We start from the raw sequence: 21,007 nt of genomic DNA on the forward strand, positions 1-21,007 counted from the left end.
GGGATATCGCTTTATTACTATAGAACAGCCGGGGCGGCGCAGTGGACGGGAGGGAGATAAAAAAAACCCCGGCGCAATAGGCCGGGGAATATGACAGAACACTTACAGAGTCATCACAGTTTTAAAGAAACAGAGCCCAAGCTGTACAGCCGATAAAGAGGACGATAGCCATTAAGGGGACGACGTTAATGCAGTTACTCTTCATGCGATATCCCTCACCTTACGCCACGTTGTTAAACGTTGTATCGTTCTTGCCCGCCAGACGCAGACCCGGCAGCCAGTAGTTGTGGGCATAGCGCAGCGCGACATAGGCGATGATCACCGTGGCCACCGCGACCTCTACCGTCGCCATCAGGTGAAGCTGCGCCGCATAGTCCGCTGCTCCCGGATACTGAGCAACCAGATGGGACATCTTGTACAGCGCGGTGGCACCGATGGCCATCGGGAAGGTAAAGGCCGCATAACCCGGGCTGAACGGCAGCTGCAGCAGACGGAAGAAGGAGCAGTAAATCACGACCGTCATCAGCAGGGCGATCCCCAGCAGAATGGCGCAAAGCAGCAATGACGGATTCTGAACCACGGTCAGATAGCCAGCCAGAGAGAGGCTTGCCGGAGCAGCCATGATAGCGATCGTCGGCTTCGCGGCATCCGGCACCTCATTGCAGAACATGAAGCGGTAAATCATCAGCGGCAGCATGATCAGGTAGCTGACCATCCCGATCACCAGCAGAATCTGTGCGAACGGAATAAAGGCGGCGCCAGGACAGCAAACATCGGCAACGATGATACCGACCGGCGGCACGAACCAGCTCGGCACCATATGGTGCATACGCGGCTCACGGGCGCGGTGGAAGAAAAACAGCGCCAGCGCAATCAGGTGTACCGCGACCGCAGCCAGCCACAGCCCCTGCCCTACGCGGGGAAAATAGTGGCCTACGGCCACGGATACCACCATCGTCGCCATGGCGAAGGTCGGCACGATACTGCCCACCACCGGATGCTTAATATCCTGCATCAGGGTGTCGGGGTGAAAAATAAAGCGAACGGTCAACGCCAGCAGGATCGCGGCGGCGATCAGCGCGCCGATATTCTGTCCGATCCCGTGCAGCGGCAGCGCATTTTCCAGCCCCCAGCCAATGCTGGCAATACCCAGAGCCAATCCAGCAGCCGGCGTCGGCATGCTGCGAACCTTGCGATGAATTAATCTTAACACCTGAACACCTCTACGTTTTTCATTGTTTCTATGGCGCATACTATAGCCACAGGATATTATTTAAAAAATCAATAAATTTCTTACCATTAGTTTAGGAAAACTAAACAATGAACATCACCTTCAAACAGCTGCGCGTCTTTGTCGCCATTGCCCGCAGCGGCACCCTGACCCAAGCGGCATCGCAGCTGTTTATGACCAAGGGAGCCCTGTCGCAAACCCTAAGCGAACTGGAAAACCAGCTTGGAGTGCGACTGTTTGAGCGTCAGCACGCCCGCCTGCTGCTGAACCATGAGGGACAGCGCCTATTGCCGGTGGCCGACGAGCTGCTGACCCGGATGCAGGGGGTGGAGAGCCTGTTCAACAACGGCAACGGCGATACCCGGCTGATGGTCGGCTGCACCAAGACCATCGGCAGCTATCTACTGCCGGAGCTGCTCAGCGCATTCCAGCTGCGCTACGGCTGGCTCCCCCTGCCGATCATCGCCAATACCCAGGGCATTGCCGGCATGGTGGCCGGATTTGAGCTGGATGTGGCGCTGCTGGAGGGACCGGTCACCGACCCGGCGCTAATCTGCCAGCCGTGGCTGGAGGATGAGATGGTGGTGGTCGCAAGCCTTGAACACCCGCTGGCCGGACGGGGCCCGCTGAGCTATGCGCAGCTCAGCCGGGAGCGCTGGCTACTGCGCGAGGCGGGGTCAGCCAGCCGGGCCTTCTTTGACCACCAGCTGGCACCCCGCCTGGACAATCCGCAGGTGGTGCTGTCGCTGGATGCCTTTGACGCGATCCTCGCCTGCGTCAAAAACAATCTGGGCATTACCTTTATTTCCCGCCGCATGCTGGAGCAGCCGCTGTACGCCGGACAGTTCTATATCCTCCCCTGCGAACTGCGCTTTAGCCGCCGTTTCTCCCTGTGCCTGCAGCGCAGCAAGTATATCTCCCCCACCCTGAATCTATGGCTAGAATTTTGTCGCCATTGGTCAGCGTAGGCGGGCGCCTCGTACATCCGTGTAACGATTACTGGCCGCATCTACTTGAAACTCTTTGTATTACAAATAAATCCACACTGACGTTGAATGATCTATACTGCTTGGGTACTGAGCACTACTGCTGCTTTGATTATCTAATTCTAAGGAGATCAAGATGAGCACGGTTAAAAAAAGCGACGTCCAAGCACGCCAACGTCTTCCCCTGGCCACGCCAACCGATCTGGGCCATGAGGCAACCAAAGCAATCAGCGCAGCAATGAATGCACTGCTGGCCGACATTTTTGCCCTTTACCTGAAAACCAAGAATTTCCACTGGCATATGAGTGGCCCGCATTTCCGCGACTACCATCTGCTGCTGGACGAGCAAAGCGCACAGCTGTTTGCCATGACCGATGATATTGCTGAACGCGTACGTAAAGTTGGCGGCAATACCCTGCACTCCATAGGCGAAATCTCCCGGATGCAGCGGATTAAAGACAATGATGCCGAGTACGTCGATCCCATCGACATGCTGGCTGAGCTGTGTGAAGACAACAAACAGGTCGCCGCTGAGCTGCGCGCCGCCCATGCGGTCTGCGATGAGTATCACGACATCTCCAGCGCCAGCCTGATCGAAAACTGGATCGACGAAACTGAACGCCGCGTCTGGTTCCTGTTTGAAGCCTGCCGCCGCGCCTAAGATCGTTTATTGTCGCTGTCACGGCGCCCTCTGCGGCGCCGTTTTCCTGCGTAGCGCTTTCGTAGGGCGCTGCGTGCCCCGACTCCCCCCTGCGCTGGCTGAACCGCGCCTTTATCCGTATGATGGAGCGACTGTCACTCCCGGAGACCGGCATGATTTGGTTAATGCTCGCCACGCTGGCACTGGTGTTTATCGCCGGCTTCCGCGTACTCAATACCCCCACCCGACGCGCCTGTCAGCGCCTGACCCAGCGCCTGAATATCGAGCCCGTGCACGTCGAGTCGCTGCTCAGCCAAATGGGGAAGACGCAGGGGGAGGCGTTTGTTCGCTATCTGCAGTGCGGCGGTGAGTCGCACCTCAATAATGGCGCGATTGTGTTACTCATCTATCAAACCTTTATCGTTAACGGTGACGACGACAACCTGCGGTACTGGCGCTCACTGCTGCGCAAAGCCGGTTTTAACGCCGATATCAACCCGCATCAGGTGCGCCTGGCGCTCGATTTTTTACGCGATCTGGAGCCAGATACAGATGAAATGTTGGCATTCCGCCTGCACTATCAGCAATTTTTTGCACCGCAGGTCCAAGAAGCAGAAGAAAATGGTGATAATGTCTACATCCTTGACCATTTCCGTTGACTATAATAAGGGCCGTTAACGTTTCTTGCGGCACATGTCACAAATCTGACATGCAATCTGTTGCATATTAAAAGCATGAACTTTCCATTTTCACACTAACTAATTAACGATATGGTTCAATCCGTGCGTTTTCTCCCTCGGACGGGGCAGTCGCGTCATACTGCGGCGCACCCGCTTCCCGTTGGCATGGCTCCCTGAACCGACACCGTTGTCATGGCCATGACGACGGTGCAGTACCCAGGCGTCCACGGCGGATGCCTGTGCCGGTCGATCGCCCCCGGCGCCCTCAGTAAGGACATTTTTTATAAAAATAAAGAGTTACTGGCCTAACTCAATAACAGTGAAAAAATGTATAGCTCACTCGCACACCTCCCACTCCGCTCGGCAGACGACCGTCGCCTGGCTGCGCTGTGGTATCCGCAGCGCTCCCGCGCCCACGGCAATCTCCGTTCGCCTTTGCGTAAGAGAGCATTAAAAAAATTCATTAATTCCGTTATGATTTCGTCATTAAATTTATTAGCACGCGGCTTAACTTTTTTCTCAGAAACATCGTTTACAAGACTGATAACCAAAGTTACTATACCCAATGAAACTAATGAGGTCATGATCCAATGCCACGTTCTATCGCTCAAATCGAAGAGATGCTAAAGCAGCGCGCTAAGCGGCAGCTGGATTTTCCCTATCAGGAGATCCTGCTGACCCGCCTGTGCATGCATATGCAGAATAAGTTGCTGGAAAATCGCAACAAGATGCTGAAAGAACAAGGGATTAATGAAACGCTGTTCATGGCGCTGATTACGCTGGATGCGCAGGAAGACTATAGTATTCAACCCTCCGAGCTGAGCGCGGCGCTGGGATCATCGCGTACCAACGCGACCCGTATCGCCGATGAGCTGGAGAAGCGCGGCTGGATCGAGCGCCGCGAAAGTGATAACGATCGCCGCTGCCTGCATCTGCACCTGACGGAGGCTGGCAAGGCATTTCTGGCCGAGATTATTCCGCCACAGCATAAGTGTCTACACTTCTTATGGTCAACGCTGACTCAGGAGGAGCAGCAGCAGCTGGAAGTGTTGACACGTAAGCTGTTATCGCGCATTGAAGAGATGGAACAGTCCGGATTGCCACAGTAAGCCATTCACCTGAAATTATGCTTACCGTTACGTAGAAGATCGCGCGTTTGTATCGCCAGCCCCCAGGGCAGCGCCAAACGACGCGCGGTCTGACCCGCCATCCAGAACGTACAACCGCTCTTTCTCTGACCGTACAGCGCACGTATCCACCAGACGATGTGTATCAGTGTCTGTTTCAATGCGCGGCTAAGACGATATCTCTTTTCATTCCTCCGCCCACTCTCCTATGCTGCCCAACGCCGGCGGCACGGCGACGGTGGTTGCCAGCGTGTGGCTGCGGGGGAAAAGACGACATGCAATACCCATCATATGACTATGGTTCCAAGAGGAAATGCGGAGAAACACCATGAGTGAAAACCTGGCGACACAGGCAACCCAGCAGCCTGCACCCAATAAAAAGAAACAGCGTAAAACCTGGATGCTAGGGATGACCGGCGTGTTCATCCTGATCGCCGCTGCCTACCTGGTCTATTGGTTTATCGTTCTGCGTCACCACCAGGAGACCGACGATGCCTATGTCACCGGCAACCTGGTACAGATCAATGCTCAGGTCTCCGGCAGCGTGACCCGGGTGAACTTTGAGGGCACCGATCTGGTGAAGGCGGGCGACATCTTGGTCACGCTGGATAAAACCGATGCCCAGCAGGCCTATGAGCGGGCGAAAACCGCGCTGGCCAACAGCGTACGCCAAACCCACCAGCTGATGGTCAACGCCAAACAGTATCAGGCCAACATCGCCATGAATCAGGTGGCGCTGAGCAAGGCCAGCAGCGACTACCAGCGTCGTCTGGCGCTGAGCCGCTCCGGCGCCATTGGCCGCGAAGAGCTGCAGCATGCGCAGGACGCCATGGAGAGCGCCCGCGCCGCGCTGGACGTCGCTATCCAGCAGTACAACGCCAATCAGGCGCTGATCCTGAATACCCCGCTGGAAAAACAGCCGGCGGTGCTGCAGGCCGCCGCCCAGGTGCGCGACGCCTGGCTGGCGCTGGAGCGCACCCAGATCCGCAGCCCGGTGACCGGCTATGTCTCCCAGCGCAGCGTACAGGTTGGCGCTCAAATCAGCCCCAACACGCCGCTGATGGCCATTGTTCCGGCCAGCCAGATGTGGATAGACGCCAACTTTAAAGAGACTCAGCTGGCCAATATGCGTATCGGCCAGCCGGCTACCGTCGTCAGCGATATGTACGGCGACGACGTGGTGTTTAAAGGGAAAGTGGCCGGTTTAGATATGGGCACCGGCAGCGCCTTCTCTCTGCTGCCGGCGCAGAACGCCACCGGCAACTGGATCAAGGTCGTGCAGCGCCTGCCGGTACGCATTGAGCTGGATCCTCAGCAGCTGGCGCAGCATCCGCTGCGCATCGGGCTCTCCACGCTGGTCACCGTCGACACCGCCAATACCCGCGGCGAGGTGCTGGCCCAGCAGGTACGTAAGACGCCGGCCTACCAGAGCAATGTGCTGACGCTGGATCTGGCGCCGGTGAATCGCGAGATCGCCGGGATCATCCAGGCCAATGCCGCTTAATCTGCGCCGAGGTGACTGTGCAACAAAAACCGCTTGAGGGAGCCAAGCTTGCCTGGATGACCATCGCGCTGTCGATGGCCACCTTCATGCAGGTGCTGGACTCCACGATCGCCAACGTGGCCATCCCGACGATCTCAGGGAACCTGGGCGCCTCCAACTCCCAAGGAACCTGGGTGATCACCTCGTTTGGGGTGGCCAACGCCATCTCGATCCCCATCACCGGATGGCTGGCCAAGCGCTTTGGCGAGGTGCGGCTGTTTCTGTGGTCAACCGGGCTCTTCGCCCTGACCTCTTGGCTGTGCGGGATCTCCCAAAGCCTGGAGATGCTGATCCTGTTCCGCGTGCTGCAGGGGCTGGTCGCCGGGCCGCTGATCCCGCTCTCCCAGAGCCTGCTGCTCGGGAACTATCCCCCCGCCAAACGCAATATGGCGCTGGCCCTCTGGTCGATGACGGTGATCGTCGCCCCGATCTGTGGGCCAATACTCGGCGGCTATATCAGCGATAACTACCACTGGGGCTGGATCTTCTTTATCAACGTGCCGCTGGGGATCGGCGTGGTGCTGGTGAGTATGTCGACCCTGAAAGGGCGAGAGACGCGCATCGAGCATAAGCCTATCGATACCGTCGGCCTGATCCTGCTGGCGCTGGGGGTCGGCTGCCTGCAGGTGATGCTGGACAAAGGCAAGGAGCTGGACTGGTTTAACTCGTCGGAGATCATCCTGCTGACGGTGGTCGCCATCGTGTCGCTGATCTTCCTGCTGATCTGGGAGCTGACGGACGATCACCCGGTGGTGGACCTTTCACTGTTTAAGATCCGCAACTTTACCATCGGCGTCCTGTGCATCAGCCTGGCCTATATGCTCTACTTTGGCGCCATCGTGCTGCTGCCACAGCTGCTGCAGGAGGTGTATGGCTATACCGCCACCTGGGCCGGACTGGCCTCGGCGCCGGTAGGGTTAATTCCGGTGCTGCTCTCCCCGATCATCGGCCGCTTCGGCGCCCGACTCGACATGCGACGACTGGTCACCTTCAGCTTCATCATGTATGCCGTCTGCTTCTATTGGCGTGCCTACAGCTTTGAACCGGGCATGGACTTTGGCGCCTCAGCCTGGCCGCAGTTTGTCCAAGGGTTTGCCGTGGCCTGCTTCTTTATGCCGCTGACCACCATCAGCCTGTCCGGTCTGCCGCCGGAGCGTATCGCCGCGGCCTCCAGCCTGAGCAACTTCTGCCGTACCCTGGCCGGCTCGATCGGGGTCTCGATCACCACCACGCTGTGGACGCGGCGCGAAGCGCTGCACCATACCCACCTGGCCGAGTCGATCACCCCGTATAACCCCATCGCCCAGCAGGCCTATGGCGAGATGGAAAAGCTGGGTCTGAGCAGCCACCAGGCCTCCGCCCTGATAGCCCAGGACATCACCGCCCAGGGCCTGATCATCTCGGCAAACGAGATCTTCTGGGCCTCGGCCGGCGTCTTCCTGGTGCTGCTGATACTGATTTGGTTCGCCAAGCCCCCCTTCTCCAGCGCAGGCGACAGCGGCGGCGCCCACTGATCCCTCGCGCCGCGCACGCGCTCAACCGCCCATCCCGGGCGGTTTTTTTTACCGTTTTTTCCCCGCCGTCCCCCCGCCCAGAGGCCTCCAATAACGATAAACAGAATTAAATTGAAATTAAAAGTAATTATCATTTACTATTTCATCCCCCAGGGCGGCGCCGGACGTCGTGCGCAGGCCCGCTGACCAGGAGAAAAATCGATGATGCGTAGCTTATCCACCGCCGTTACCGCCTGGCTGCGGCTCGGTGCCGCTGGCCTGCTGTTTGGCCTTAGCGCTCTGCCCGCCGCCGCCGACGGCGCCCTGACGCTGTACACCACCCGGGAACCGGGGCTGATCAAACCGCTGCTGGAGGGATGGACACAGCAGAGCGGTGTGCAGGTCAACACCGTCTATATCAAAGACGGGATGCTGGAGCGACTGAAGGCCGAAGGCGCCAACTCACCGGCCGATCTGCTGATGACCGTCGACGCCGGTAACCTGCTGGATCTGGTCGAGGCGGGCGTCACCCAGCCCGTCGACTCCGCGACGCTGACCCAGGCCATCCCCGCCAACCTGCGCGGCGCCGACAACCAGTGGTTCGCGCTATCGATGCGCGCCCGCGTACTCTACATCGCCAAGGATCTACCCGACCGCACGCGCACGCTGCAGTATCAGGATCTGGCCAAGCCGGAGTGGCACAACCGCATCTGCATGCGCTCAGGCCAGCACCCCTACAACACCGCGCTGGTGGCGGCGATGATCGCCCATCAGGGCGAAGCCAAGACCGAGCAGTGGCTGCGCGCGCTGAAGGCCAATCTGGCGCGTAAGCCGACCGGCGGCGATCGCGACGTGGCGCGCGATATTCTGGGCGGCATCTGCGATATCGGTATCGCCAACTCCTACTATGTCGGACACCTGAAAAACGCCAAGCCGGGCAGTGATGCCCGCCAGTGGGGCGAGGCGATCGAGGTGATCAGACCGACCTTCGCCAGCGGCGGCACCCACGTCAACATCAGCGGCGCCGCCGTAGCCCGCCATGCGCCCAACCGTCAGGCCGCGGTACAGCTGATGGAGTATCTGGTCTCCCCTGAGGCCCAGCAGCGCTATGCACGCGCCAACTATGAATACCCGGTACGCCAGGGCGTAGCGCTGGATCCGACCATCGCCGACGCCATTGGCACCATTACCCCGGATCCGCTGCCGCTGACCGAGATCGTCAAACACCGTAAACAGGCCAGCCTGCTGGTGGATAAAGTTGGCTTCGATCAGTAAGCGATTCCCCCCGATGAGCCGCCGGATACGCGGCGCCCTGCCGCACCCGACGCCGCTGGCGCTGGGCGCGATGGCCGTCGCCCTGCTGGCAATTACCCCGCTGCTCTCGCTGCTGTGGCTAGCCGCCGACGGCGGGGTTCAGCACTGGCGCGATCTGTGGCGCTATGTCCTACCGCAGGCCGCGCTGAATACCCTGCTGCTGCTGGTCGGGGTGGCGCTGCTGGCCGGCGCCATCGGCGTCGGCTGCGCCTGGGCGGTGAGCGCCTTTCAGTTCCCCGGGCGGCGCCTGCTGAGCTGGGGACTGCTGCTGCCACTGGCGATGCCAACCTACATCGTCGCCTTCTCTTGGCTGGATCTGCTGCACCCGATTGGCCCGCTACAGAGCGCGCTGCGCCTGCTGCTCGGCTATGACAGCCCGCGCCAGTTCCGCCTGCCGGATATTCGCGGCGTCGCCGGGGCTATCGTGCTGTTTAGCCTGGTGCTCTACCCCTATATCTATCTGACGATGCGGGCGATGTTCATCAGCCAGCCCGCACACCTGCTCGAGGCGGCACGCACCCTCGGCGAAAACGGGCGCGGCACCTTTCTGCGCGTTGTGCTGCCCATGGCCAGACCGGCGCTGGCGGTCGGTATCAGCCTAGCGCTGCTGGAGACCCTGAACGATCTCGGCGCCTCGGAGTTCCTGGGGGTGCAGACCCTGACCGTCGCCGTCTATACCACCTGGATCACCCGCTCAGACATCGCCGCCGCCGCCCAGATCGCCTGCATGATGCTGGGATTTATCTTCCTGCTGCTGACGCTGGAGCTATACGGACGCCGGCGCCAACGCTACGCGGGGCGCGGTCTGCGTACCCTGCAACCGCAGCCTCTGCGCGGCCTGCGCGCCTGGCTGCTCAGCGCCGCGACGGCGCTGCCGCTGCTGCTCGGCTTTATCATTCCGCTGCTGCACCTGATCTGGCAGAGCCTGAAGCGACTGGACAGCCAGACCCTGCTCTCCGCCGAGCTGCTGGCGGCGCTGCGCAATACCCTGCTGCTGTCGCTGGGGGTCACGCTGCTGGCGGTGGCGATCAGCCTGGCGCTCAGCTGGTATGCCCGCATTCGGGCGCTGGCGCCGCCCACGCCGCCGCTGCGCCGGATCACCCTGCGCCTCGCCTCGCTGGGCTATGCCGTACCGGGCACCATTCTGGCCATTGGCTTTATGCCGCCGGCGCTGCGCGCCGATGCTTGGCTGGCGACGGCGCTGGAGATACGCGGTCTGCCGCTGTTCTCCTGCGGCCTGCTGCTGATCCTGTGCTGCACCCTGCGCTTTCAGACCATTACCCTCGGCGCGCTGGACGCCGGGCTGGCGCGTATCGCCCCATCGCTGGAGCAGGCGGCCCGTTCGCTGGGTGAGCGTGAGGGGGCGACCTTTTGGCGCGTACACCTGCCGCTGCTGCGTCCGGCGCTGATCGGCAGCGCGCTGCTGGTCTTCGCCGACGTCATGAAAGAGCTGCCCATTACCCTGCTGCTGCGCCCGGTCAACGTGGAGACGCTGGCGACCCTGCTGTACGCCGAGGCCGCACGCGGCACCTATGAAGATGGCGCCATCGCGGCGCTGCTGATCGTACTGGCCGGTACCCTGCCCATGACGCTGTTGGTTCGCAACCAGTTAAAACACGCGGGAGAGTCGCGATGAACGAAATGGCCTTATGCCTGGATAATCTGCACGTCAGCTATGGCGCGGGCGCCAGCGCCCAGCCGGTGCTGAACGGTTTCTCCCTATCTCTGCGTCAGGGGACGCTGGCCTGCCTGCTCGGCGCCTCCGGCAGCGGTAAGACCACCGTGCTGCGCGCGATCGCCGGGTTTGAACGCCTCGACCGCGGCAGCATCCGCATCGCCGGGCGCTGCGTGGCATCGCCGCAGCAGCATCTGGCGCCGGAGCTGCGCCGCGTCGGCATGGTGTTTCAGGACTATGCGCTGTTCCCTCACCTGACCGTGGCGCAGAACATCGCCTTTGGTCTACGCCGCCAGCCGCGCGCCGTCCAGCGGGCGCGCGTCGCCGATCTGCTGCAGCTGATCGAGCTGTCGGGGATCGGCGAACGCTACCCGCACGCCCTCTCCGGCGGCCAGCAGCAGCGCGTCGCCCTGGCGCGAGCCCTGGCCCCCCAGCCGGATATCCTGCTGCTGGATGAGCCCTTCTCCAACCTGGACGAAGGCACCCGCGAACGTTTAGGCCAAGAGGTGCGGGCGATCCTCGCCGCCGCCGGGCAGACCGCGCTGCTGGTAACCCACAGCGCCCAGGAGGCGCGCACGATGGGCGGCCCGATCCTGCATATCGCCCACGGTCAGGCGCTGAGCTGCGCCGACGCGGCCTAACCCGTACGCGCCACCGCGGTGAGATGCGGATAAAAAAATACCCCGTGGGCAATACGCTCACGGGGTATTCGTCTTTCCGGGGGCGTCACCCGATATCCAGGCGACGCGCGGAGGAATTACTGCATCAGCAGATACAGGGTGTTGTCGCCACGCTGGATGTTCAGCGCCAGCACCGGCGGCTTGGCATCCAGAATTTTACGCAGCTCACCGATGTTAGCGATCGCCTGCTGGTTCACGCCCAGGATCACGTCGCCCTTCTGCAGACCGATACGCGCGGCGGTGGAGCCTTTCTTCACGTTGTCCACCTTCACGCCCTTGCCACCGGCGGCATTGCTCAGCTCGGCCCCTTCGATACCGCTGAAGATGTTGTCAGAGGCCACCTGGCTCTGCGCGCTCTGCTCCAGGGTTACCTCCACGTTCATCGGCTTACCGTCGCGGATGATCCCCAGCGCCAGCTTGCTGCCGACCGGCATGGTGCCGATTTCAGCGCGGAAGGAAGCGAAGCTGGAGATGTTCTTCCCGTTCAGGGAGACGATGACATCACCGGCTTTCAGCCCGGCCTTCGCGGCGGCTGACTTCGGCAGCACCTGGCTGATAAAGGCGCCGCGCTGGGCGTCGATCTTCATCGCCTTCGCCAGCTCGGAGTTCAGCTCGGTCCCCATGATCCCCAGCTCACCGCGTTTCACCTGGCCGTACTCCACCATCTGACCGGTCAAGTTTTTCACCATGTTGCTCGGAATGGCGAAGCCGATGCCGATGTTGCCGCCGTCCGGCGCCAGAATGGCGGTGTTGATCCCGATGAGATCGCCGTTCAGGTTCACCAGCGCACCGCCGGAGTTACCGCGGTTAATCGCCGCGTCAGTCTGAATAAAGTTTTCGTAGTTTTCCACGTTCAGGCCGCTGCGGCCCAGCGCGGAAACGATCCCGGAGGTGACGGTCTCACCCAGCCCGTAGGGGTTGCCGATCGCCACCGCATAGTCGCCCACGCGCAAATTGTCAGAGTCCGCCATTTTAATGGCGGTCAGGTTCTTGGCATCCTTCAGCTGGATCAGCGCGATATCGGTACGCGGATCGGTGCCGATCACCTTGGCGTCGAAGCGGCGACCGTCGCTCAGCTGCACTTTAATGCTGTCGGCGTTGGCCACCACGTGGTTGTTGGTCACGACATAGCCTTTACCCGCGTCGATAATGACCCCGGAGCCCAGCGCCTTAAAGCGCTCTTTGGACGGCGCATTGCCGCCGCCCTGGCACATCGGCGAACCGCCGAACGGCGAACCCGGCTGGCACAGCGGGGAGTCTTCGCCAAAAAACTGCTGGAACTGCGGCGGCACGCGGCTGTTATTGACGGTCGCGCTGCCCTCGACGTTGATGCTGACCACGGACGGCATCACTTTCTCCAGCATTGGTGCCAGGCTCGGCAGCGCCTGGGCTGTGGTGGCGGAAGAGGTCTCTGCCGCGCTGGCCGACATCGGACTCAACGCCATACCCAGACTCAATGCAACGGCACTCAATACTAAAGTGGTTTTTTTCATAGCACGATTTTCTCTCGTAATAGCAACGATAAAACGGATTCATTCAGCGGCGCTGAACGGCGTTGCGCCAGACGGCGCCGCTATCACCGTGACGGTGATATTATGTTTACTAAGAGTAGTAAACTGAAATGAAGTTCACCGCAATAAAGTCAAGGAAGCGTAAATATTTATGCGCCCGACTTTACAAAGCCAACGCGTGAACACGATATATCCAGCAGATGATTATTCCGCCGCCATCAGCCGACGATACTCATCATAGGCATATAAATCCGTCATTCCACTGATATAGTCCTGTATCAGTCGCGCCCGATAATAATACTCCCGCGCCTGCAGCTCGGTACCGTCAAACGCCGCCAGACCATCCACCGCCTCCCGGTAGGCCAGGCGGTGCTTCACGGAGAGCTTGTGAAACAGCCGCGTCTCGATCAGGTAGTCGGGGTGGCGATCATCGCGCAGCAGGCGCAGAAAGTCCGACTGCGGCATGGCCAACAGCGGGCTATAAATATCCAGTAGCCCCTTAATCACCCGATACCCCTGCAGCTCCAGCTGTTCGACCTCGAAATGATTGAATACGTGCTTCAGCGCGACCTGTTTAAATATATTCAGCAACCGATACTCTTCGGCCCCGGCGGACAGCAGCGGCTCATTAAATGCGCCAATAAAAATGTGTTGCAGGTTATTTAAAAAACAGTCGGCGGCGTAGGGAACCAGACGTTTCACCACGTTCACCCGCAAATACATAAAAAAGATATCGTCAGCGCTGCGATGACCGTATTTTTTATTACAGCGATCGAAGGCATCCTGCACGGTGACGCTGAACAGATCGCCGCTGGTCACCGCCCCCCATTCGTCCTTCAGCAGGGCGTACAGCTGCTCCACGCTGAGCAGGTGCTTTTCGACCGTATCCTCAAGATCGGCCACGCAATACGAAATATCATCCGCCGCCTCCATGATATAGGTCAGCGGAAAGCGATGATGCGGCAGCAGATCGACCTGCTGGCGCAGCTGCTCGACAAAGGCCTCTTCTGCCCAGTAGTAGCCGGGCTTTTTCATCAGGTAGTCAAAGCCCGCCGGCAGCGGCCCCTGCCAGTAGGCCGGGCGAGTGTACTTTAAGACGCAGGCGGTCTGGGCATAGGTCAAATTCAGCTTGAGCAGGGTATGGATCAGACGGATAGACTGGGCGTTCCCCTCAAAGTTGCTCAGGTCGATACGCAGGCGGGCGCGCAGGGTATCCAGTTCGGCATCCCGCCCATCGCGGCGCAGGAACGCCACCTGACAGGCCGCGTCGTCCAGCCGGTTATGGCCATCGGCGCTGACCCCCAGCTCGCGGCTGAACCAGGCCTTAATAGCCGCCTCGCCAAAGTGGCCGAAGGGTGGATTGCCCATGTCATGCATCAGGCAGGCCATCTCGACGCAGCTTTCAAAGGCGTCGGTGTAGTCCGCAAGGCCCAGCGCCGCGATGCGCCCCTGGCTAGAGAGGCAGTGCAGGATCTCCCGGGCGATATGCCGCCCCACCTGCTGAACCTCCATGGAGTGCGTCAAACGCGAGCGCACCGCCGCGTTGCGCTCCAGCGGAAATACCTGGGTCTTCTGCTGCAGACGGCGGATGGCCGCCGAATTGATGATACGTCCACGATCGCTCTCAAACTGGCGCCCGATCTCGTAAGCGCCATTCAGGAACAGCGCCTCCTCCGCCGAGCGTAGGGGACGCTGGTAACTGAGTTTGGACGCAAAATCGATGCTCATAGCGAATCTCCCACCGTGGAGGGCGTCGTGGACACGCCCGATCTCCACAGCCTACCAGATAATTTCTACCATTGCCGCCCCGCGCAGCGGTCCGGGACGGAGCTATGGTAAACTGCACAACCGGATTCCCGTTATTACTCCCAATTACAGGTATTGATATGAAAGTAGGCATCATTGGCGCCATGGAGCAGGAAGTTACCCTGCTGCGCGACCGCATCGAAAATCGTCAGACCCTCAGCCTGGCCGGCTGTGAAATCTATACTGGCCGCCTGCACGGCGTTGAGGTTGCGCTGCTGAAGTCCGGCATCGGCAAAGTCTCTGCGGCGATGGGAACCACCCTGCTGCTGGATCACTGCCGCCCGGACGTGGTGATCAATACCGGCTCCGCCGGCGGCCTGGCCAGCACCCTGCGGGTCGGTGACATCGTTATCTCCGACGAGGTGCGCTACCACGACGCCGACGTCACCGCCTTTGGCTATCAGCCGGGACAGATGGCCGGTTGTCCGGCGGCCTTTAGCGCCGACGCGGCGCTGATCGCCCTGGCCGAACGCTGCATCTCTGCGCTGCAGCTGAACGCCGTGCGCGGCCTGATCTGCAGCGGCGACGCCTTCATCAACGGCGCCGAGCCGTTGGCTCGCATTCGCCGTACCTTCCCGCAGGTCGCCGCGGTAGAGATGGAGGCGGCGGCTATCGGCCACGTTTGCCACGCCTTCCAGACCCCGTTCGTGGTGGTGCGCGCCATCTCCGACGTCGCCGATCAGGAATCTCACATCAGCTTTGATGAGTTCCTCAAGGTCGCCGCCGAGCAGTCCACCTTGATGGTGGAAGCGATGCTGCGCGCCCTGGCTGCCCAGTAATCCATGACCCTACGACGCGCCAAACGCCGTCGCGGATCGGGCGGCCGACTGTCGCTGGCTGCGCTGCTGCTGGGCCTCGGCCTGAGCCTGACCTCGCTGCAGGCGGCGGCGCTGCGCGTCATCAGCCTGTCGCCGCACACCACCGAGCTGGCCTACGCCGCCGGCCTCGGCGATAGCCTGGTCGCCGCCAGCGCCTACTCCGACTACCCGCCGCAGGCGGCAACGCTGGAAAAGGTAGCCTCCTGGAACGGGATCAACCTGGAGCGCATCCTGGCCCTTAAGCCCGATCTGATCCTCGCCTGGCACGGCGGCAACCCCCGCCGCGTGCTCGATCAGCTGAGCGCGCTGGGGATCCCCCTCTTCTACTCCGATCCCCAGCGCGTGAGTCAGGTGGCCGACGATCTCGACAGGCTGGCGGCCTATAGCCCTCATCCCGAGCAGGCGCACCGCGCCGCCGCCCAGTTTCGCCAGCGCCTGCAGCAGCTGCGCCAGCGCTACGCCCAGGGCGCACCGCTGCGGGTGATGATGCAGTTTGGCAACCAACCGCTGTTTTCGACCTCCGCTAAAACGCTGCAGAGCGATCTGCTGGCGCTGTGCGGCGCACAGAATATCTTTGCCGGCAGCCCGGTGCCCTGGCCGCAGGTCAGCCGCGAACAGGTGATTGTGCGTCGTCCGCAGGCGATCGTCATCGGCGGCGACGCCGCGCAGGCGGCCATCGTCACCGACTATTGGCGCCCCCAGCTCAGGGTGCCGGTGATCGCCGTCAATCAGGACTGGCTCAACCGCAGTGGGCCGCGCATTCTGCTGGCCGCCGAGTCCCTCTGCGCACAGCTGCATACGCTGAGCACCGCGGCGACGCCCCGCTGAACCCCGGCGGGCACGCTCTGTGCCCGCTTTTCACCCCCGCGCTTGTCAGACAAAACGCCGCTGGATTCGGTGGGATCCGCCGTTGGCGCGAGCCGACGCACAGAATAGCCAAAAGCCGAACCTTTCCCCGCCCGACAGCGTGGCGTAATCCCCGTTTTCACGCTATCTTATGCGCCGCCGCTGGAAGGTGATTCCCAATCAAAACAATAAGATCACAAATAATTGTCATTACAACTAATCCTGCCGGAGTCCGGTGGCGTTGAAGAGGTAAGGGTTATGCTGGTTTACTGGTTAGATATTTTGGGGACGGCGGTCTTTGCCATCTCTGGCGTGCTGCTGGCGGGCAAGCTGCGCATGGACCCCTTTGGCGTCCTGGTACTGGGGGTCGTCACCGCCGTCGGCGGCGGCACTATCCGCGATATGGCGCTGGACAACGGCCCGGCCTTTTGGGTGCGCGATCCCACCGATCTGGTGGTGGCGATGGTGACCTGCCTGCTGACCATTGTCCTGGTGCGTCAGCCGCGCCGCCTGCCCGGCTGGGTGCTGCCGGTGCTGGACGCCGTGGGTCTGGCCGTCTTCGTCGGTATCGGGGTCAATAAGGCTTTCGCCGCCGGCGCCGGTCCCATGATCGCCGTCTGTATGGGGGTGATCACCGGCGTGGGCGGCGGCATTATTCGCGATGTGCTGGCGCGGGAGATCCCGATGATCCTGCGCACCGAAATTTACGCCACCGCCTGCATCATCGGGGGCATCGTTCACGTCACCGCCTATGTCACCTTTGGCATGGCGCTACAGCATGCCATGATGCTGGGCATGGCGATCACGCTGGGCATTCGTCTGGCGGCTATCCGCTGGCATCTCAAGCTACCGACCTTCACGCTGGACTGACCCTTAAGCGCCGCCGATACAAAAATGGCGCCTTCCACAGGAAGGCGCCACGAGAGATCCCGCGCTCCGGCTTACGCTTAGATACTGAACGACGATCCGCAGCCGCAGGTCGTCTTCGCGTTGGGGTTATTGACGATAAAGCGCGACCCTTCCAGCCCTTCGGTATAGTCCACTGCACCGCCGACCAGATACTGCAGGCTCATCGCATCCACCACCAGCGCAGCGCCCTGGTTCTCAATCGTCATATCGCCGTCGTTGACTTTATCATCGAAGGTAAAGCCATACTGAAATCCGCTGCAGCCGCCGCCGGTAATGTACACGCGCAGCTTCAGGTTCGGGTTATCTTCGTCTGCGATCAGGGATTTCACCTTGTTTGCCGCCGCATCGGTAAACTGCAGCGGCACTGCCATTTCATCACTCATTGATTGCTCCAGCCAGTGTACATATCAGAATGCCGCTTGGCCCAGGGCATACTGACTCATCGGGCGATTATCTAATACCCGAGTAATCCATTCAAGTATTGGTGGTTTGCTGCCCACTCTGCTCCGCCCGTTTCTGCGCGGCCTCCTGCTCCTGCATCTGGCGATGCAGCGTACGCTCCAGAATGCGAGAGTACAGCGGTTTGCCACCCAGGAACTGCGCCAGTAGTGTAGCGCCAAGGCAGGTAATGATCATGGGCAAAATAAGCTGATAGTTATCGGTCATCTCCAGCACCAGCACAATACCGGTCAGCGGCGCGCGCACCGTGGCGGCAAACAGCGCCCCCATTCCGGCGATAGCGAAGGTTCCCGGATCGATGCCATAGTGCGGAAACAGATAGGCGGCCGCCATGCCAAACGCCGTCCCCAGCAGGGTGCCGAGCGCCAGCATCGGGGCAAAGATCCCGCCCGGCGCGCCGGAGCCAAAGCACAGCAGCGTCGTCACCACGCGGGCGATGAAGATAAACAGCAGCATGCCGACGGTGTAGTTGCCTTCGGCGGCGATGGGGATCAGAGCAAAGCCGCCGCCCGCCGCCTCCTGCTGAATCAGTCCCAGCGCGCCGCACAGGCCGCCTAGCGCCGCGCCGATCAGCATCAGCTTACGCCAATTGCCGCCGTGCATGCGCAGGAACATGTCCTGGGTGCGAAATACCCCCATGTTAAACAGCACGCCGACGATACCAAACACCATCCCCAGCACCAGATAGAGCCACAGGGTATTGAGCTCCGCAACGCCCAGACGCCCAACCTCAATCACCGAGTGTTCGCCGTTAAAGACGCGGAACACCACGCAGGACATGATCACCCCGATGAACACCGCCTTGATGGAGACCAGGCTGTAGTGAAACTGCGGGCGCATCTCTTCAATGATAAACAGGATCCCGGCCAGCGGCGCGTTGAACGCCGCCGTCAGGCCCGCCGCCGCACCGGTGGCCAGTAGGGTATGACGCGTCTCATTGTCACGCTTGGGCAAGCGGAACAGGTCATACACCATCTGCCCCAGGTTGCCGCCCATCTGCACCGTTGGCCCCTCACGTCCCAGTACCATGCCGGCCCCCAGGGTGCCCAGACCGCCGATGAATTTCACCGGGATCACTCGCCACCAGCGGGCAGGGCGCAGATCCTCCAGCGCCCCCTCGATCTCCGGGATACCGGAGCCACCGGCCTCTGGCGCAAAGCGACGCACCAGATAGTAGCCGCACATGGCCAGCAGCGCTGACCCCAGGATCGCCGCAGGCCAGACGATAAACCAGTAGTTAGCGACCTCCGCCAGACCGGCCAGGCGCTGCTGCTGCACCCAGTCCACACAGCGCTCAAAGGCGACCCCGATAAATCCGGCCAGGGTACCCACGATCGCCGCCAGGATCAACGTGGCAAGCGGAGTCTTATCCCGGCGAATTACCCGCCGAAGAACGTCGCTGTGCCGCAGACGGGGCGTCAACGGCGGAGAGATCGGGTCTTGTTGCGTAGTCATAGTCAGTTCAGTCAGTGAAGTTGGTCAAAGAATGGATAAATAGTACAAATAGAGTCGGCATTTTACTCTCTCTGACGGACGCCGTCTTTGTAAAGTGTTAGGCAATGTCTCTAGAGGGCAAAAATCGACGCTAACGCGCGGCGCACCACGACGCATTTCATCTGGCGCCAGACTTCTCTAGAATAGCACAGGCTTATTACCTTATTTTCTACACGTCTGGAGCCGATAATGAACAAGTCCGAACGACTGTACGAGCAGGCCAAAACGCTGATCCCCGGCGGCGTTAACTCCCCGGTGCGCGCCTTTACCGGCGTTGGCGGTACGCCGCTGTTTATCGAGCGGGCCGACGGCGCCTACCTGTATGATGCCGATGGCAAGGCCTACATCGACTACGTAGGCTCCTGGGGACCCATGATCCTGGGTCATAACCACCCGGCGATCCGCGATGCGGTGATCGCCGCCGTCGAACGCGGGCTGAGCTTCGGCGCGCCGACCGAGATGGAAGTGCGCATGGCCGAGCTGGTCACCTCGCTTATCGACAGCATGGACATGGTACGCATGGTGAACTCCGGTACCGAAGCCACCATGAGCGCCATCCGTCTGGCGCGCGGCTTTACCGGCCGCGACAAGATCATCAAATTCGAGGGCTGCTACCACGGCCACGCCGACCACCTGCTGGTCAAGGCGGGCTCCGGCGCCCTCACCCTGGGTCAGCCCAACTCCCCGGGGGTACCGGCCGACTTCGCCAAACATACCCTGACCTGCAGCTACAACGATCTGGACTCGGTGCGCGCCGCCTTCGCCCGCTATCCGCAGGAGATCGCCTGCATCATCGTCGAACCGGTGGCGGGCAACATGAACTGCATTCCGCCCCAGCCGGGCTTCCTGCAGGGGCTGCGTGAACTGTGCGATCAGTACGGCGCCCTGCTGATCATCGACGAGGTGATGACCGGCTTCCGCGTCGCCCTGGGCGGCGCCCAAGAGTATTACGACGTCACCCCGGATCTGACCTGCCTGGGCAAGATCATCGGAGGCGGCATGCCGGTGGGCGCCTTCGGCGGTCGCCGTGAGGTGATGGAGGCGCTGGCGCCGACCGGGCCGGTCTACCAGGCCGGGACGCTGTCCGGTAACCCGGTCGCCATGGCCGCCGGCTACGCCTGCCTGAATGAGATCAACCAGCCGGGGATCTACCCACAGCTGGCGGAGCTGACCGATAACCTGGCCAAGGGACTGCTGGCGGCCGCACGTGAAGAGGGGATCCCGCTGGTGGTGAACCACGTCGGCGGCATGTTCGGTATCTTCTTCACCGACCAATCCGCTGTCACCGGCTATCAGGACGTGCTGCGCTGCGACGCCGAACGCTTCAAGCGCTTCTTCCACCTGATGCTGGAACAGGGCATCTACCTAGCGCCGTCCGCGTTCGAGGCGGGCTTTATGTCCCTGGCCCACAGCCAGGAAGACATCCAGAAAACCATCGACGCCGCCCGTCGCAGCTTCGCCAAGCTGAAGTAACCCCCGTCTCGCCCCCTGCGGGGGGCGTTGATGGGGCTGACCACGCGCCCCGTCAAGCGCGTGGTCAGCCTCGCACAGGGCGTGCGAGGCTGAGGCATGATGGCGCGAGGGAGGAGATTCTGTCCATCGCGCCTGCGCCTCAGCCTGACGCCCCCTTATGATCGCCATCACACTTCCCCTCGCGTTTTCGCATTCTATTCCGCGCCCCTTCCGCGCTATCCCATTGAAACGTTGTATATCCCTAGCAAATCAATACTGAAAATTGAATCAATACGCGCGTTAATCATATTGGAAAGCAAATCAAATCACTTTGAGAATGGAG

18 protein-coding genes are annotated in these 21,007 nt (G+C 61.0%); 13 read left to right on the plus strand and 5 right to left on the minus strand.

All coding sequences use genetic code 11. The annotated features are described in order from the left end of the window. Positions 1 to 220 precede the first annotated feature (220 nt). The gene (locus L1P05_RS13225) at positions 221 to 1,213 is read right to left on the minus strand and encodes a TDT family transporter (RefSeq protein ID WP_012849585.1); all 993 of its coding nucleotides are present in this window, start codon (positions 1,211 to 1,213) and stop codon (positions 221 to 223) included. A gap of 107 nt (positions 1,214 to 1,320) precedes the next feature. Between L1P05_RS13225 and L1P05_RS13230 the strand changes: the two genes are divergently transcribed. From L1P05_RS13230 to L1P05_RS13270, 9 genes are all read left to right on the plus strand, one after another. Continuing rightward, the gene (locus L1P05_RS13230) at positions 1,321 to 2,199 is read left to right on the plus strand and encodes a LysR substrate-binding domain-containing protein (protein ID WP_012849586.1); all 879 of its coding nucleotides are present in this window, start codon (positions 1,321 to 1,323) and stop codon (positions 2,197 to 2,199) included. A 154-nt stretch (positions 2,200 to 2,353) separates the two neighbouring features. Beyond that, positions 2,354 to 2,878, plus strand: coding sequence for a Dps family protein (locus L1P05_RS13235; protein WP_012849587.1), 525 nt, complete (start codon positions 2,354 to 2,356; stop codon positions 2,876 to 2,878). A 152-nt stretch (positions 2,879 to 3,030) separates the two neighbouring features. Beyond that, complete coding sequence (locus L1P05_RS13240; RefSeq protein WP_012849588.1) at positions 3,031 to 3,516, plus strand: DUF1198 family protein; 486 nt, start codon at positions 3,031 to 3,033, stop codon at positions 3,514 to 3,516. Positions 3,517 to 4,127: 611 nt separating this feature from the next. Next, positions 4,128 to 4,646 (plus strand): transcriptional repressor MprA, encoded by a 519-nt coding sequence (gene mprA, locus L1P05_RS13245; RefSeq protein ID WP_012849590.1) that lies wholly within the window; start codon positions 4,128 to 4,130, stop codon positions 4,644 to 4,646. 346 nt (positions 4,647 to 4,992) lie between these two features. Continuing rightward, a complete protein-coding gene (gene emrA / locus L1P05_RS13250; RefSeq protein ID WP_012849591.1) occupies positions 4,993 to 6,168 on the plus strand; it encodes a multidrug efflux MFS transporter periplasmic adaptor subunit EmrA in 1,176 nt (391 codons plus the stop codon). 17 nt (positions 6,169 to 6,185) lie between these two features. Then, positions 6,186 to 7,721: a multidrug efflux MFS transporter permease subunit EmrB gene (gene emrB / locus L1P05_RS13255; RefSeq protein WP_012849592.1), complete on the plus strand. Its 1,536-nt coding sequence runs from the start codon at positions 6,186 to 6,188 to the stop codon at positions 7,719 to 7,721. Positions 7,722 to 7,922: 201 nt separating this feature from the next. Next, entirely contained in the window at positions 7,923 to 8,975 is a 1,053-nt protein-coding gene (locus L1P05_RS13260) for an extracellular solute-binding protein (protein WP_012849593.1), read from the plus strand. A 13-nt stretch (positions 8,976 to 8,988) separates the two neighbouring features. Continuing rightward, positions 8,989 to 10,650 (plus strand): ABC transporter permease, encoded by a 1,662-nt coding sequence (locus tag L1P05_RS13265; RefSeq protein ID WP_012849594.1) that lies wholly within the window; start codon positions 8,989 to 8,991, stop codon positions 10,648 to 10,650. Beyond that, entirely contained in the window at positions 10,647 to 11,330 is a 684-nt protein-coding gene (locus tag L1P05_RS13270) for an ABC transporter ATP-binding protein (protein ID WP_012849595.1), read from the plus strand. The genes L1P05_RS13265 and L1P05_RS13270 overlap by 4 nt, the downstream gene beginning before the upstream one ends. Positions 11,331 to 11,446: 116 nt before the next feature. Here the strand turns inward: L1P05_RS13270 and degP are convergent, their stop codons facing one another. Then, positions 11,447 to 12,862 (minus strand): serine endoprotease DegP, encoded by a 1,416-nt coding sequence (degP, locus tag L1P05_RS13275; protein WP_034165522.1) that lies wholly within the window; start codon positions 12,860 to 12,862, stop codon positions 11,447 to 11,449. A gap of 222 nt (positions 12,863 to 13,084) precedes the next feature. Further along, positions 13,085 to 14,608, minus strand: coding sequence for a dGTPase (dgt, locus tag L1P05_RS13280; RefSeq protein ID WP_012849597.1), 1,524 nt, complete (start codon positions 14,606 to 14,608; stop codon positions 13,085 to 13,087). Between the two features lie 158 nt (positions 14,609 to 14,766). Between dgt and mtnN the strand changes: the two genes are divergently transcribed. From mtnN to L1P05_RS13295, 3 genes are all read left to right on the plus strand, one after another. Then, positions 14,767 to 15,465: a 5'-methylthioadenosine/S-adenosylhomocysteine nucleosidase gene (mtnN, locus tag L1P05_RS13285; RefSeq protein ID WP_012849598.1), complete on the plus strand. Its 699-nt coding sequence runs from the start codon at positions 14,767 to 14,769 to the stop codon at positions 15,463 to 15,465. Between the two features lie 3 nt (positions 15,466 to 15,468). Next, a complete protein-coding gene (gene btuF / locus L1P05_RS13290; RefSeq protein WP_012849599.1) occupies positions 15,469 to 16,332 on the plus strand; it encodes a vitamin B12 ABC transporter substrate-binding protein BtuF in 864 nt (287 codons plus the stop codon). A gap of 276 nt (positions 16,333 to 16,608) precedes the next feature. Then, positions 16,609 to 17,220 carry a TRIC cation channel family protein gene (locus tag L1P05_RS13295; RefSeq protein ID WP_012849600.1) on the plus strand — a complete coding sequence of 204 codons (612 nt, stop codon included), beginning with the start codon at positions 16,609 to 16,611 and terminating at the stop codon, positions 17,218 to 17,220. A 77-nt stretch (positions 17,221 to 17,297) separates the two neighbouring features. Here the strand turns inward: L1P05_RS13295 and erpA are convergent, their stop codons facing one another. Together erpA and clcA are read right to left on the minus strand one after the other, a co-directional pair. Then, on the minus strand, positions 17,298 to 17,642 hold the full coding sequence (erpA, locus tag L1P05_RS13300) for an iron-sulfur cluster insertion protein ErpA (RefSeq protein ID WP_012849601.1): 345 nt from the start codon (positions 17,640 to 17,642) through the stop codon (positions 17,298 to 17,300). 91 nt (positions 17,643 to 17,733) lie between these two features. Continuing rightward, positions 17,734 to 19,173 (minus strand): H(+)/Cl(-) exchange transporter ClcA, encoded by a 1,440-nt coding sequence (gene clcA, locus L1P05_RS13305; protein WP_071818534.1) that lies wholly within the window; start codon positions 19,171 to 19,173, stop codon positions 17,734 to 17,736. A gap of 228 nt (positions 19,174 to 19,401) precedes the next feature. Between clcA and hemL the strand changes: the two genes are divergently transcribed. Next, entirely contained in the window at positions 19,402 to 20,685 is a 1,284-nt protein-coding gene (gene hemL / locus L1P05_RS13310; RefSeq protein WP_012849603.1) for a glutamate-1-semialdehyde 2,1-aminomutase, read from the plus strand. The last annotated feature ends 322 nt before the right edge of the window (positions 20,686 to 21,007 follow it).

This window comes from Edwardsiella piscicida (genome assembly GCF_021733145.1).
GTDB classification, from domain to species: domain Bacteria; phylum Pseudomonadota; class Gammaproteobacteria; order Enterobacterales; family Enterobacteriaceae; genus Edwardsiella; species Edwardsiella piscicida.